14 protein-coding genes are annotated in these 13,549 nt (G+C 64.6%); 11 read left to right on the forward strand and 3 right to left on the reverse strand.

From position 1 onward, the window contains the following. Window positions 1–9: 9 nt before the first annotated feature. The 4 genes from QF015_RS19035 to QF015_RS19050 all read left to right on the forward strand — a co-directional run bounded on the left by QF015_RS19035 (window position 10) and on the right by QF015_RS19050 (window position 3,565). Entirely contained in the window at window positions 10–1,224 is a 1,215-nt protein-coding gene (locus tag QF015_RS19035; protein WP_429390437.1) for a thiolase family protein, read from the forward strand. Between the two features lie 2 nt (window positions 1,225–1,226). Continuing rightward, on the forward strand, window positions 1,227–1,910 hold the full coding sequence (locus QF015_RS19040; RefSeq protein ID WP_310207812.1) for a 3-oxoacid CoA-transferase subunit A: 684 nt from the start codon (window positions 1,227–1,229) through the stop codon (window positions 1,908–1,910). Between the two features lie 2 nt (window positions 1,911–1,912). Continuing rightward, window positions 1,913–2,581 (forward strand): 3-oxoacid CoA-transferase subunit B, encoded by a 669-nt coding sequence (locus QF015_RS19045; RefSeq protein WP_429390438.1) that lies wholly within the window; start codon window positions 1,913–1,915, stop codon window positions 2,579–2,581. Window positions 2,582–2,761: 180 nt separating this feature from the next. Continuing rightward, window positions 2,762–3,565, forward strand: coding sequence for an IclR family transcriptional regulator domain-containing protein (locus QF015_RS19050; protein ID WP_310207807.1), 804 nt, complete (start codon window positions 2,762–2,764; stop codon window positions 3,563–3,565). On the opposite strand, the gene QF015_RS19055 is transcribed toward QF015_RS19050, so the two are convergent. Together QF015_RS19055 and QF015_RS19060 are read right to left on the reverse strand one after the other, a co-directional pair. Next, window positions 3,566–3,910, reverse strand: a complete 345-nt coding sequence (locus QF015_RS19055) for an iron chaperone (protein ID WP_310207803.1) — start codon at window positions 3,908–3,910, stop codon at window positions 3,566–3,568. Between the two features lie 41 nt (window positions 3,911–3,951). Further along, complete coding sequence (locus QF015_RS19060) at window positions 3,952–4,350, reverse strand: RidA family protein (protein ID WP_310207800.1); 399 nt, start codon at window positions 4,348–4,350, stop codon at window positions 3,952–3,954. Between the two features lie 136 nt (window positions 4,351–4,486). On the opposite strand from QF015_RS19060, the gene QF015_RS19065 reads away from it, so the two are divergent. Genes QF015_RS19065 through QF015_RS19095 form a run of 7 tightly spaced genes read left to right on the forward strand, consistent with a single transcriptional unit; the run spans window position 4,487 to window position 12,639 of the window. Continuing rightward, a complete protein-coding gene (locus QF015_RS19065) occupies window positions 4,487–5,341 on the forward strand; it encodes a fumarylacetoacetate hydrolase family protein (RefSeq protein ID WP_429390439.1) in 855 nt (284 codons plus the stop codon). 32 nt (window positions 5,342–5,373) lie between these two features. Then, entirely contained in the window at window positions 5,374–5,856 is a 483-nt protein-coding gene (locus QF015_RS19070; RefSeq protein WP_310207795.1) for a cupin domain-containing protein, read from the forward strand. A gap of 3 nt (window positions 5,857–5,859) precedes the next feature. After that, on the forward strand, window positions 5,860–6,732 hold the full coding sequence (locus QF015_RS19075; protein ID WP_429390440.1) for an acyl-CoA thioesterase: 873 nt from the start codon (window positions 5,860–5,862) through the stop codon (window positions 6,730–6,732). Window positions 6,733–6,789: 57 nt separating this feature from the next. Then, complete coding sequence (locus tag QF015_RS19080) at window positions 6,790–8,469, forward strand: AMP-binding protein (RefSeq protein WP_429390441.1); 1,680 nt, start codon at window positions 6,790–6,792, stop codon at window positions 8,467–8,469. Between the two features lie 14 nt (window positions 8,470–8,483). Beyond that, window positions 8,484–10,874 carry a bifunctional salicylyl-CoA 5-hydroxylase/oxidoreductase gene (locus QF015_RS19085; RefSeq protein WP_429390442.1) on the forward strand — a complete coding sequence of 797 codons (2,391 nt, stop codon included), beginning with the start codon at window positions 8,484–8,486 and terminating at the stop codon, window positions 10,872–10,874. A gap of 2 nt (window positions 10,875–10,876) precedes the next feature. Next, window positions 10,877–12,235 (forward strand): MFS transporter, encoded by a 1,359-nt coding sequence (locus QF015_RS19090; RefSeq protein WP_429390443.1) that lies wholly within the window; start codon window positions 10,877–10,879, stop codon window positions 12,233–12,235. 8 nt (window positions 12,236–12,243) lie between these two features. Beyond that, window positions 12,244–12,639: an acyl-CoA thioesterase gene (locus tag QF015_RS19095; RefSeq protein WP_429390444.1), complete on the forward strand. Its 396-nt coding sequence runs from the start codon at window positions 12,244–12,246 to the stop codon at window positions 12,637–12,639. Between the two features lie 29 nt (window positions 12,640–12,668). On the opposite strand, the gene QF015_RS19100 is transcribed toward QF015_RS19095, so the two are convergent. Next, window positions 12,669–13,457, reverse strand: a complete 789-nt coding sequence (locus tag QF015_RS19100) for a VOC family protein (protein ID WP_429390445.1) — start codon at window positions 13,455–13,457, stop codon at window positions 12,669–12,671. Window positions 13,458–13,549: the final 92 nt, after the last annotated feature.

The following is a 13,549-nucleotide window of genomic DNA, read 5'->3' on the forward strand; positions in this document are numbered from 1 at the left end:
GAGAAACCCATGAACCAGGCTTTTGTGTACGACGCCGTGCGCACGCCCTTTGGCAAGTTCGGCTCCGGTCTTGCTGCTGTCCGCCCCGATGACCTTGCCGCGCATGTGGTCCGCGAGTCCGTTAAGCGTGCTCCGGGGCTTGATGTTGAGCGAATCGACGAGGTGGTGTTCGGCAACGCCAACGGCGCCGGCGAGGAAAACCGCAACGTCGCCCGCATGGCCACCCTCCTGGCAGGCCTGCCGGTCTCCATTCCGGGCACCACGGTGAACCGTCTCTGCGGCTCCTCCTTGGACGCGGCGATCATCGCTTCGCGCCAGATCAACGCCGGAGATGCCGAGCTCATGCTCGTGGGCGGGGCCGAGTCCATGTCCCGCGCGCCGTGGGTGCTGCCCAAGACGTCCAAGCCCTACCCGGCCGGTGACATGACCTTGGCTTCCACCACGCTCGGTTGGCGCCTGGTGAACCCGGCCATGAACAAGGACTGGACCATCTCCCTGGGAGAGGCCACCGAACGCCTGCGCGAGAAGTACGGGATCACCCGGGAGCGGCAGGATGCTTTTGCCGCTGATTCGCACAACCTGGCCGATGCTGCGTGGAACGAAGGCTTCTACGACAACCTGGTGACCGCGGTTCCGGGGACCGACCTCGTCCGGGATGAGGGAATCCGCGCCGGTTCGTCTGCGGAGAAGCTGGCCGGGTTGAAGACGGTGTTCCGTGCTGAGTCGGACGGGCCCGACGGCGGTACTGTCACCGCCGGGAACGCGTCTCCTTTGTCTGATGGCGCTTCGGCTGCGTGGATTGGTTCCGAAGCCGCGTCTTCCATCCTGGGCCTGGAGCCGCTGGCTCGCATCGCCGGCCGTGGTGCGCATGGCAATGATCCCCAGTTCTTCGGATTCGCCCCGGTGGAGGCCGCGAACAAGGCCCTCGCGAAGGCGGGCATCGGCTGGGACCAGGTGGGCGCCGTCGAACTTAACGAAGCGTTCGCCGCGCAATCGTTGGCGTGCGTGGATGCGTGGGGGATCGACCCCGCAATCGTGAACCGCCACGGCGGCGCGATCGCCATGGGCCACCCGCTCGGTGCCTCCGGAACCCGCATCCTGGGCACGCTCGCCCGTTCCCTGCAGGCTTCCGGCCAGCGCTGGGGCGTTGCGGCGATCTGCATCGGCGTGGGCCAAGGTCTGGCCGTGGTGCTCGAAAACGTTTCTGCCGGAGTGAAGGGTTAGTCATGTTGAATTTCATTGACACCGTTGGCGAGGCTGTCGCCGGGATCAAGGACGGTTCCACAGTAATGATCGGCGGGTTCGGTAACGCCGGGCAGCCGTTCGAACTGATCGACGCGCTGATGGATTGTGGCGCGAAGGACCTGACCGTGGTGAACAACAACGCCGGCCAGGGCGACCAGGGCCTGGCGTTGCTCATCAAGGAAGGCCGGGTCCGCAAGATGATCTGTTCCTTCCCGCGGCAATCCGATTCCTGGCACTTCGACGCCAAGTTCCATGCTGGGGAGATCGAGCTGGAACTGGTTCCGCAGGGCAACCTGGCCGAGCGCATCCGTGCAGCCGGTGCCGGTATCGGCGGGTTCTTCACACCCACGGGCTACGGCACCACGTTGGCCGAGGGCAAGGAAACCCGGTTGCTGGACGGGAAGTGGCAGGTGTTCGAAACCCCGATCCACGCCGACGTCGCCCTGATCAAGGCACTCAAGGCCGATGGCAAGGGCAACCTGGTCTACCGCAAGACCGCACGGAACTTCGGTCCCATCATGGCTGCGGCGGCAAAGCACACCATCGTGCAGGTCTCGGAGATCGTGCCGACCGGTTCGTTGGATCCGGAGACCGTGGTGACCCCCGGTATTTACGTCAACAGCGTGGTCCGCGTTGGCGGCTCCGGCGCAGAGAAGGTGGCTTAAGCATGAGCACCCAGACCAGCATCCAGACCTCCGAGAAGCCGTTGGGCCGCGAGGAACTCGCCCAGTTGGTGGCCCGCGACATCGCCCCCGGCTCCTTCGTGAACCTCGGCATCGGCCAGCCGACCCTCGTGTCCAATTACCTCACCGAGGAACAGAACATCACGCTCCACACGGAGAACGGGATGCTCGGGATGGGGCCGGCCGCTGTTGGTGACGAGATCGATGGTGACTTGATCAATGCCGGCAAGATCCCCGTCACCGAGCTGCCCGGTGCGTCGTACTTCCACCATGCCGACTCGTTCGCGATCATGCGTGGCGGGCACCTGGACATCTGCGTTCTCGGCGCGTTCCAGGTCTCCGCAACAGGAGACCTCGCGAACTGGCACACCGGCGCCCCGGACGCCATCCCGGCCGTTGGTGGTGCGATGGACCTGGCCACCGGGGCCAAGGACGTTTTCGTGATGATGACGCTGCTGACGCGCGAGGGCGTGTCCAAGCTGGTGGAGCAGTGCACGTACCCGCTGACCGGCGTCGGATGTGTGACGCGGGTGTACACGGACAAGGCTGTGTTCCTCACAGGACCCGACGGCGTCACCGTCCGTGAAACCTTTGGGTGCACCTTCGAGGAGATCCAGGAGCTCGTGCCGCTGCCCCTGAAAAAGGCAGAGTAGGCCCCGCAAGTTGCGCCCCTCCCGTTGTGAGGCCCGCTCTGCGCGTTATTTCGTGAACGTAGCCTGCAGAGTAGGCCCCGCAAGTTGCGCCCCTCCCGTTGTGAGGCCCGCTCTGCGCGTTATCTGCCCCGCTGAGCGTGCAAAGCGGGCCCCACAACGCACCCCCTAGGATTGGTAACCATGACCGATTCCGCAGTTGCCCCCCAAGCCAGTGACCAGTACGTCCAGTCGCTGGCGCGGGGGCTCGCCGTGATCCGGGCGTTCGACGCGAACAACCCGGTGATGACGCTCAGCGAAGTCGCGGCACGCACGGACCTGACCCGCGCCACGGCCCGGCGGTTCCTGCACACGCTGGTTGAGCTCGGCTACGTCCGCACCGACGGAAAGACGTTCGCGCTCACAGCAAAGGTCCTCCAGCTTGGCTACTCCTACCTTTCGGCGTTGTCGCTGCCCCAGCTGGCCCAGCCGCACCTGGAGCAGCTCAGTGTGAAACTGGGAGAGTCCACGTCCGCTGCCGTTTTGGACGGGCAGGACATCTTCTACGTGGCCCGCGTCGCCACGCGCCGGATCATGAACGTCGGCATCACCGTGGGGACCCGCTTCCCGGCGTACGCCACCTCCATGGGCCGGGTCCTGCTCGCTGGACTGCCGCAGGCCAAGCTTGAGGCGTACCTTTCGACGGCGGAACTCACCCCGCTCACACCGCGAACCGTCGCCAGCGTGCCCGACTTGAGGGCCGCCGTCGAGCATGTCCGTGCACAAGGGTGGTGCCTGCTGGACCAAGAGCTGGAAATCGGACTGATGTCCATCGCCGCTCCGGTGTGGAACCGCAACAACGGCGACAACGTTGCTGCGATCAATGTGTCACTGCAGGCCCAGGCTGTCGCCTCCCAGCCGGACCCGGAGAAGTACCTTGAGTCGGTGCGCCAGGAAGTCGTGGCCGCTGCCAAGGCGATCTCCCAGGACGTGTCCGCCAAGCACTGATTACTTGCGGATCGCCGCCAACCGCGTCTCCAGGATCCGCCGCACCAAGGAATCCGGCACGGGGTTGTCCGCCGAGAACCTCAGCGTCCCGGGCGACCACGAATAACCGCCCAGCTCCTCCGACATTTCGGGAAGGATTTGCCCGCTGAACGGGTACAAGGCGAGGTGCTTCTTGGTTTCGAGCACACTCAAGAAGCCCTTGCCATCAACCAGCAGTGCGGGCATGCCGTAGCTGACGCTTTCTTCGGCGTCCGGCGCGAGCTCGCGGGCGATCCCCACAATCCGTTCAAGAATGGCGCGGTTGCCCGCAGAGACGCTCTCCAGATATTCGATGACAGTTCCCATAGGGACATGGTTCACCACGGGCACCTGAAACGGCCAGAGGTTCAGCGCTCCGGAATCACCGCGATGCCCTGGATTTCGATCAGGGCCTCTTTCTGCCACAGCCGCGTGACGCCGATGCCCGCCATCGCGGGGTACTGCGAGCCCGCCATGTCCCGCCAGATGCGCCCGATCTCGCGGCCGTTCGCCATGTAGTCGTCCACGTCCGTGAGGTAGATGGTCACGTTGACGAGGTCTTCGGGCTGTCCGCCGGCTTCACGCAGCGTCGTCAGAACGTTGGTGAAGGCCTGCGTGAACTGCTCCACGATGCCGCCGGGGACGATGTTCATGTTCTTGTCCAAGGCGGTCTGTCCACCCAGGAAAACCGTGTTCCCCGCGAGAATGCCGTGCGCGAACCCCGATGGCTTGGGCAGCGATTCCGGGTTGATTGTCTTGTGGCTCATGCTGTTCCTCCTCGTTGTGGCAACTGCAAAAACTTTTGGAAAGCCTCTGTGCAGATCATTTCCGCCGTGCTACGTTGAGCATATGTGACGATCGTAAAAAAGTCGACACATCACAAAACTCGAAGGGAATCCGCACATGAAACTCGCCACCTTGCGTACGGCCAACGGAGGTACGACGGCGGCACTCGCCACGGGCGCCGACTCTTACCTTGCGTTGCCCGCCACTGATGTCGGGGCCCTCCTGGCGCAGCCGGAATGGCGCGCGATCGTGGAAACCGCGGCGGCTGCCCCGGATCAGACCGTGCTGGACGCAGCATCCGCAGAGTTCGCACCGCTCCTTCCGCGGGCGGGCAAGGTCATCTGCTGCGGCCTGAACTATGGGGACCACATCCAGGAAATGGGCCGCGAACTTCCTGAGTACCCCACGCTGTTCGCCAAGTACGCGGACACCCTGGTTGGAGCAAACGACACTGTTGAAGTCCACGGCAGCGGCCGCGTCGACTGGGAGGCCGAGCTGGCCGTCGTCGTCGGTTCTGAACTTTTCCGTGCCGACCAGGACCAGGCCCGCGAGGCAATTGCCGGGTACACCGTGGCCAACGACATCTCCATGCGCGACTGGCAAAGCCGGACCTTGCAGTGGTTTCAAGGCAAGGCCTTCGATGCCACCACTCCCGTGGGTCCGGTCATGCTGACAGCTGACGAGACCGGCGAAAGCTTCGACGTCCGCGGCTACGTCAACGGAGAGCTGGTGCAGCAGGGAAACACCAGCACCCTGGTGTTCGGCCCCGCCCAGCTTCTGTCCTACATCTCGCAGTTCACCATTCTGCGCCCCGGCGACCTTGTCCTCACCGGAACGCCCGGGGGAGTAGGCATGGGAATGACGCCGCCACGCTTCCTCGACGACGGCGATGTCCTCACCACCGAAATCGACGGGATCGGCCGGCTGGAAAATCGGTTCCGGATCCACGCACCCGTGTCCATCCCCGCCTAAGACGAAACCCCACCACCCACAAGGAGAGACCAATGAGCCAGACCACCACTGAATACGTCCTCGAAGGCGACAACTCCATCTACGCCCAGCCTGATGGCAAGGTTGTTCCGGTCGTCACCCGCGCCGGTGCCGAAGACACCAACACGGCCCAGTCCGGCGACTGCATCCGCGTCTCCGGCGTGAGCATCCAGCACACCCCTGCAACCAAGATCTGGTTCGGCCAGGTATCCAACACCCCCGGCTACCGCTCCCTGCCGCACCACCACGGCGAGGCTGAAACCGGCGGTTACGTGCTCCGGGGCCACGGCCGCATCTACTTCGGTGAGGACTACTCGGAGTTCATCGACATGAAGGCCGGCGACTGGGTGTTCGTGCCGCCGTTCATGCCGCACGTCGAAGCCAACATGTCCATCACGGAAGAACTCGTCTGGCTGACAGCCCGTACGCCGGAGAACCTCGTGGTCAACCTCGAAGACGTCGCCGACGAAACCCTCGCAGACTACCGCCGGGCCTAAGCCATGATCACCGGAACCCTGACCTCGGAAACCTTCCTGAAGGCCGTCGAGCTTACGCCTGCAACGGCCGAGGTCTTCGACGAAGCGTATGAAGCAACCACCCAGTACGTGCCGTGGCCAAAAGCCTACGGTGGAGACATGGTGGCACAGGCCGCGGCCGCCATGATGCGGTCCGTTGATGCTGACAGGACACTCCACTCCATGCACAGCTACTTCATGCGTCCCGTGGATATCGGTTCCAGTGTGCGGTACGAAGTGGAGCGCCTGCGCGATGGCCGTGGCTACTCTACCCGGACCGTCCGGGCCTTCCAGAACGGCAAGCCCGTCTATGCCGCGATGGGTTCCTTCCAGGTCCCCGAAGCCGGACCGGACTTCCAGCCCGAGGCCCCTGCCGCCGTCGAGCCTGAATCACTGCGGACAGCAGCCGAAGTGCTGGACGGGACGGACGGACCGGCCGCAGACTATTGGTCCACGGGACGAAGCTTCGACATGCGGCATATTCCCGGTCCGGTATACGTCGAGCTTGAAGGTGGTGCGGTGCCCCAGCAAGCCATATGGGTCAAGGCTTTCGACACCTTGCCCGACGACGCCGACCTTCACCGCACAGCCCTTGCCTACGTTTGCGATTACACCATCCTTGAGCCGCTCCTCCGGGTCAACGGGCTCAACTGGTCCAGCCCCGGACTCGCCACCGCCAGCCTGGACCACTCCATGTGGTTCCACCGCGACGGGCGTGTTGACGACTGGATCCTGTACGCCCAGGAAGCAATCTCCGGTCAAAGCAACAGGGGCCTCGCCATGGGCCGCTTCTTTGACCGGCAAGGAAGGCTCCTCGCCACGGTCGCCCAGGAGGGCATGATCCGGGCCGGCGCCTGAACAGCTTGAGATCCCCCATTCACCAGCTTCAACGACGCACCACTGAAAGGAACGGCCATGAGCATGATGCCATCGGCCCACGTGGACACGTTCACCCGCGACCACCTGCCGCCCGCCGATACCTGGCCTGCGCTTGAATTCACCCTCCCCGAACTCCACTACCCTGAGCGGCTCAATGCTGCCGCGGTGCTGATCGACGACGCTGTCGAACAGTACGGCGCAGACCGCCCTGCCCTGTGGACACCCGACGGCACGGTCTGGACCTATGGTCAGCTCCAGAAGCGTTCCAACCAGGTGGCCCAGGTCCTCACTGAAGATCTCGGTGTTGTTCCCGGCAACCGCGTGCTGCTGCGCGGCCCCAACAACCCGTGGATTGTTGCTGCCTGGCTGGGCGTCCTGAAAGCCGGCGCGGTGGTGGTCACCACCATGCCGATGCTGCGTTCCACCGAGGTTTCCACGCTGATCGGCCTCACCAAGCCGGTGGTGGCTGTTTCTGATCACCGGTTCGTGGATGAGCTCTTGGTTGCGGCAGGGGAAGACGTCACCGTCCTGACGTACGGGGCCGGCAACGGATTCGACGACGACGGCGACCTCACCTCGCGCTGCGAGCACAAGAGCGGCAGGTTCACGCCGGTGGACACCGCTGCCGACGATGTGGCCTTGCTGGGTCCGACGTCGGGCACGACGGGCGTGCCCAAGGTGACCATGCACTTCCACCGGGACATCCTGGCCAACGCCGACACCTTCGCCCGGTACATCCTGCAACCCACCGCCGAGGACGTCTTTGCCGGTTCGCCGCCCCTCGCTTTCACGTTCGGGCTGGGCGGATTGGTGGTCTTCCCGCTGCGGTTTGGCGCGTCGTCGCTCCTGACCGAAAAGGCGGGCCCGGTGGAGTTGGCCGAGCATGCCTCAAAGGCCGGGGCCACCATCCTGTTCACCGCGCCCACCGCCTACCGGTCGATCCTGAAGGAAAAGCGCGGTGACCTTCTCCGCGGGCTGCGCATCGCAGTCTCGGCGGGGGAGCACCTGTCCAAGGAAACCTGGGAGGCCGTGCACGCGGCTACCGGTTTGCGCCTGGTCAACGGAATCGGCGCCACGGAGATGCTGCACGTCTTCATTTCCGCCGCCGGGGACGACATCCGCCCGGGCACGACGGGACGGGCTGTGCCGGGTTTCCGGGCCACCATCCTGGACGACGCCGGCAACGAAGTCGGTCCGGGCACCATCGGCCGGCTTGCCGTGATCGGGCCAACCGGGTGCCGCTACCTGGACGATGCCCGGCAAGCCAACTACGTGGTCAGTGGGTGGAACGTCACGGGAGACACCTTCTCCATGGACGCCGACGGATACTTCACGTACCAGGCCCGCTCGGACAACATGATCGTCTCCTCCGGTTACAACATCGGTGCGCCCGAGGTTGAAACAGCCATCGACCAGCATCCGGATGTGGTGGAAAACGCGGTCATCGGAGTCCCGGATGAGGAACGCGGCAGCATCGTGTGCGCGTTCGTCGTCCTGCGTGAGGGCGTCACTGGCGACGCCGGCAAGCGCAAGGAAATCCAGGATTTCGTGAAGCAAACCATCGCCCCGTACAAGTACCCCCGGGACGTCCGCTTCGTCACCGAACTGCCGCGCAACCCCAGCGGCAAACTCCAGCATTTCAAGCTGCGCGAGGGCCTGGTCACGGCGAACGCGAGCAACGAACAACTTACCCCCGCCGGCCAGAGCCAGGCCTGAGAAGGAGCATCACCATGAAAATCGCAATCGTTGGAGGCGGCCCCGGCGGCCTGTACTTCGCAGCACTGATGAAGCAGCTGGACCCGTCGCATGACATCACCCTCTGGGAACGCAACGCTGCCAGCGACACCTTTGGCTTCGGCGTCGTATTCTCTGATGAGACGCTGGGCGGCATCGGCAACGCCGATCCCGTCGTGGCCGAGTACATGAGCCGCCGTTTCGCCCGCTGGTCTGACATCGACATCCACTTCAAGGACCAGATGATCACCGTCGGCGGCCAGGGTTTCGCAGCCATGAGCCGCAAGGAACTGCTGGAATTGCTGCAGCGCCGCTGCATCGAGCTGAACGTGGACGTCCGCTTCAGCACCCTGGCGCCGGCCGTTGAGGAACTCGAAGCCAACTACGATCTCGTCCTCGCCGCAGATGGCGTCAACTCGCAGATCCGCGCCAAGTATGCCGATTCCTTCAAGCCGGACCTGGATCCCCGCACCAACAAGTTCATGTGGCTGGGCACGGACCAGGTGTTCGAAGCCTTCAAGTTCTTCGTGAAGGAAACCGAGTGGGGCGTCATGCAGATCCACGGTTACCCGTACTCGGATGAGGGCTCCACGTTCATCGTCGAAATGCACCAGGACGTATGGCATGCGGCAGGCTTCGACGAGACCGCCCACGAGGTCTTCCCACCCGGCGTTTCCGATGAGAAGGCCATCGCCAAGATCCGCGAAATCTTCGCGGAGGAACTGAATGGCTACGAGGTCCTCACCAACAACTCCAAGTGGATCAACTTCACCACGGTCCGCAATGAGAGCTGGCGCCACAACAACGTGGTGCTGCTCGGCGATGCCGCCCACACGGCCCACTTCTCCATCGGCTCGGGCACCAAGCTGGCCATGGAGGACTCCCTGGCGCTGGCTGCTTGCCTGCATGAGCACGCTGATGTCGAGTCCGCCCTGGCGGCATACGAGGCTGAGCGGCGGCCGGTGGTCGCTTCCACGCAGCGTGCCGCCCAGGCGTCGCTCGAATGGTTCGAACGCATCGGCCAGTACAAGGACCAGGATCCCACCCAGTTCGCGTTCAACCTCCTCACCCGCAGCCGCCGCATCACCCAGGAGAACCTCCGCCTCCGCGATCCTGAATTCGCCGACGCCGTGGACCGGGACTTCGCTTCGTCGCAGGGTCTCACGGAGGTAGCGCCGGCCATGTTCCAGCCGTTCCGCATCGGCGAACTGGAGCTGAAGAACCGCATCGTAGTGTCCCCCATGGATATGTACTCCGCTGTGGACGGCATCCCCGGCGACTTCCACAAGGTCCACCTCGGTTCCAAAGCCCTCGGTGGTGCGGGCCTGGTCATGACTGAGATGGTCTGTGTCTCCGAAGCCGGCCGCATCACTCCCGGCTGCAGCGGCCTGTACAACGATGAGCAGCGCGATAGCTGGAAGGAAATCGTGGACTTCGTCCATGGCCGTTCCACCGCCAAGATCGGTGCGCAGCTGGGCCACTCCGGCCGCAAGGGCTCCACCAAGCTCATGTGGGAAGGCATCGACCAGCCCCTTGAGTCCGGCAACTGGACCGCAGTCGGCCCCTCTGCGCTGCCGTACAGCCCGGAGAACCAGACGCCAGTGGAGCTGGACCGCGCGGGCATGGACGCCATTACGGCAGAGTTCGTTGCCTCGGCCGTCCGCGCCGGGCAGGCCGGCTTCGACCTCCTCGAGATCCACGCCGCCCACGGTTACCTGCTGTCCTCCTTCCTTTCACCGGTGTCCAACAAGCGCACCGATGAATACGGTGGCAGCTTGGAGAACCGGCTGCGGTTCCCGCTTGAAGTGTTCGACGCCGTCCGCGCGGCATGGCCTGCCCACAAGCCTGTGACGGTGCGCATCTCCGCTACCGACTGGATCGAAGGCGGCAATACCTCCGACGATTCCGTGGACATCGCCCGCGCCTTCGTTGCCCACGGTGCTGCCGGCCTGGACGTCTCCACCGGTCAGGTTGCCAAGGAAGAAAAGCCTGCGTTCGGACGCAGCTACCAGACGCCGTTTGCCGACCGCATCCGTCAGGAGGTTGCCGCTCCGGCAGGCGTGGCTGTGATCGCCGTCGGCGCCATTTCCAGCTACGACGACGTGAACTCGATCCTGCTGGCGGGCCGTGCCGACCTCATCGCCCTGGGGCGGACGCACCTTTACGATCCCCAGTGGACCCTGCACGCTGCCGCTGAGCAGGAGTACCAAGGCCCCGGCGCCCAGTGGATTCCGCAGTTCCGCGCCGGCCGCCGCAAACCGCCGAGCTCACGCACCGACGCTGTCCGTCCGCGCCTGTCCTTGCTGAAGGAAGCGGATATCGAACAGGTCAACACCCACCTCCGCTGGACTCCCGAGTCCGCCGCAGCATCGGTTTTGGTGAAGTAGCCATGGCCACCGCATCCCTCAACGACTGGAAAGTGCCCACCAAGACCACGGGCCTGGTGTTGTTCTGCTGCTGGCTCGCGATCCTCGCCGAGGGCTACGACGTTGGCGTCCTCGGGGCTGTTCTTCCGGCCCTCGCCGAGTACAAGGAATGGAACCTCAGCCCGCTGGCCTTGGGCGGTCTCGGCTCATATGCCTTGATCGGCATGCTTATTGGTGCCCTGTTTATTGGAACGCTCAGCGACCTTGTGGGACGCAAGAGGATGTTGCTTGCCTCCATGGTGATCTTCACGATCACCCAAGCGGGGGCAGCCTGGGCGCCGACCCCGGAGCTCTTCGGAATCTTCCGCCTGATCGGCGGTCTGGGCATGGGCGGTGTCATTCCGGTGGCAGCGGCCCTGACCATCGAGTATTCAGCACCGAACAAGCGCTCCTTCAACTACGGCCTCATGTACTCCGGCTACTCGCTGGGCATTGTTGCCGCGGCGTTGGCTGCCTTGTTCGTCCTGCCGCTGGGTGGGTGGCGTGCGGTCATCGCGATCGGTGCTGCTCCCGTGGTGCTGATTCCCATCATCTGGAAGTTCCTTCCTGAGTCGCTGGAATACCTGGAGTCAAAGGGCAGGAAGGCCGAGGCCAAGGAGTTGGCTGCGAGACTGCGCATCCCGGACTACCAGTCCGTGGTTCCGGTTGCTCCGGCAGCCGGCGTGCAAGCCGACCCGTGGTGGCGGACCATCACCACCATGTTCTCGCGCAAGTACCTGCGCTCCACGGTGTTCTTCTGGATCTCGCTCTTCTGCGGCCTGGTCCTGGTGTACGGCCTGAACACGTGGCTTCCCAGCATCATGAAGAAGGCCGGCTACGACCTTGGTTCATCGCTGACGTTCCTTCTGGTCTTCAGCCTGGCATCGGCCATCGGTGGCCTCCTCCTGGGCCGTGCCGCCGACAAGTACGGCAAGAAGCTCATCCTGGTGGTGTTCTACATCCTGGGCGGCCTGGGCATCATGCTCCTGGTCTTCCCGAACACCATGGTGGTCAACCTGCTGTTCGTGGCGTTCGCAGGTGTCGGTTCCATCTCCACGTCATTGGTCCTCACGGGCTACATCGCCGACTACTACCCGGCAAAGGTCCGCGGTACAGCCACGGGCTGGGCGTTGAGCTTCGCACGGCTGGGTGCCATTTCCGGACCCTTGATCGGTGGCTGGATCGCAGGATCGAGGCTGCCTTTCGAGGCGAACTTCGCGATCTTCGCCGGCATTGCGGTCCTCGCAGCCGGGGCGGTGGCGATGATTCCGAAGCCGCAGCCCGAGGTGCCCGTAACCGCCGTCGACGTCGATCCCGACGACGCCACCGTCAGCGCCCGCTAGGAGCAGCCGTGGACAGGTTTCCGGAGGCGAGCGTTGAGCGAACGGTGGAATGGGTGGACACCGACGCCTCCGGACACCAGCACAACTCAGCCATCCTGCGCTGGGTTGAGGCTGCGGAAGCTGAACTCTTCCGCTCGCTGGAACTGCCGGATTACTTCCCCAGCGCTCCCCGCGTCCAGCAAGTGATCAACTACAAAGCCAAGCTGTGGTTCGGCCAGCGCATTACCTCCACCGTGAGGATCCATGCGCTCGGCCGGACCTCGCTGACTCTGGCGTTCGAAGTAACGTCCGACGGCGGTGACGTCGCCGCCTACGGGACGGTCACCACCGTGCACGTTCCCCAGGGCGCCACGTCCGCGCAGCCTTGGCCGGAGCACGTGGTCCGCGCGGTCAAGGGTGCGTAGACCGCCGGGCAGCCCCGCCGGGATGACACTTACGCCTCGACGAACTGACTGATGGCCAGGACGCCTCCGCTGGGGTCGGCCAGCACGGCGTTGCGGAAGCCTGGAGCGTCTGTTGGCGGCATCAGCAGTGAACCGCCCAGCTCAACAACACGGCGGGCCACAGCATCGGTGTCCGCAACCTGCACGTTGACGGCCCAGTGGGGCGGCACACCGGACCCCGGCTCCGCTCCCGTCGCCACCGCAATGACGTCATCCGGCATTGTTGGATGGGCTGCCCGCCGCGTACTTCCGGCGAGGCGCCACAAACCCACGCCGGAACCGGGTGCCATCTCCAGCCGCCAGCCAAAGACTGCTGCGTAGAACTTCCCTGCCGCGGCCAGGTCCGGGGTGTGCAGGGCACTCATCTGCCACGCGCCCGGGGCGTCAAGGATCTCTGCCGACAAAGGTGTGCTGCCGCCGCGCACTCCGAACGGGGCGCCACTGGGGTCGTCGAACAACGCCGTACGCTCACCGTCGCTTCCCTCAGCCGGTCCCACCAGCAGGGTGCCCCCGGCTTCATCCACGAGGCCCACCGTTCTGTCGAGGTCATCCACGAGGAAGTACGTGGCCCATGCCCCGCGATCCAGCATGGGCGGTGCCTGCCCCACTCCTGCGACCCGTCGTCCTCCGAGCCGGGCGACCCTGTATCCATGGGCGGTAGGGTCGTCGAATTCCCAGCCGAACAGCGAACCGTAGAATGCCACAGCCGCCTCCGGGTCAGGCTGAAGGGAGTCGACCCAGCAGGGCTCACCCCAGGGGTAGGAAACCGCATCGGTCATGGCGTGAAACCTCCAGGGAGTGGTCGGATGCCGCTCAGCCTACGCCCGGGACCCAGAGGGCCGCACCTATGATGAACTGGACTGGCGCCTGA

Origin of the sequence: Paenarthrobacter sp. TE4293 (genome assembly GCF_050435325.1) — a bacterium.
GTDB lineage: Bacteria > Actinomycetota > Actinomycetes > Actinomycetales > Micrococcaceae > Arthrobacter > Arthrobacter nitroguajacolicus_C.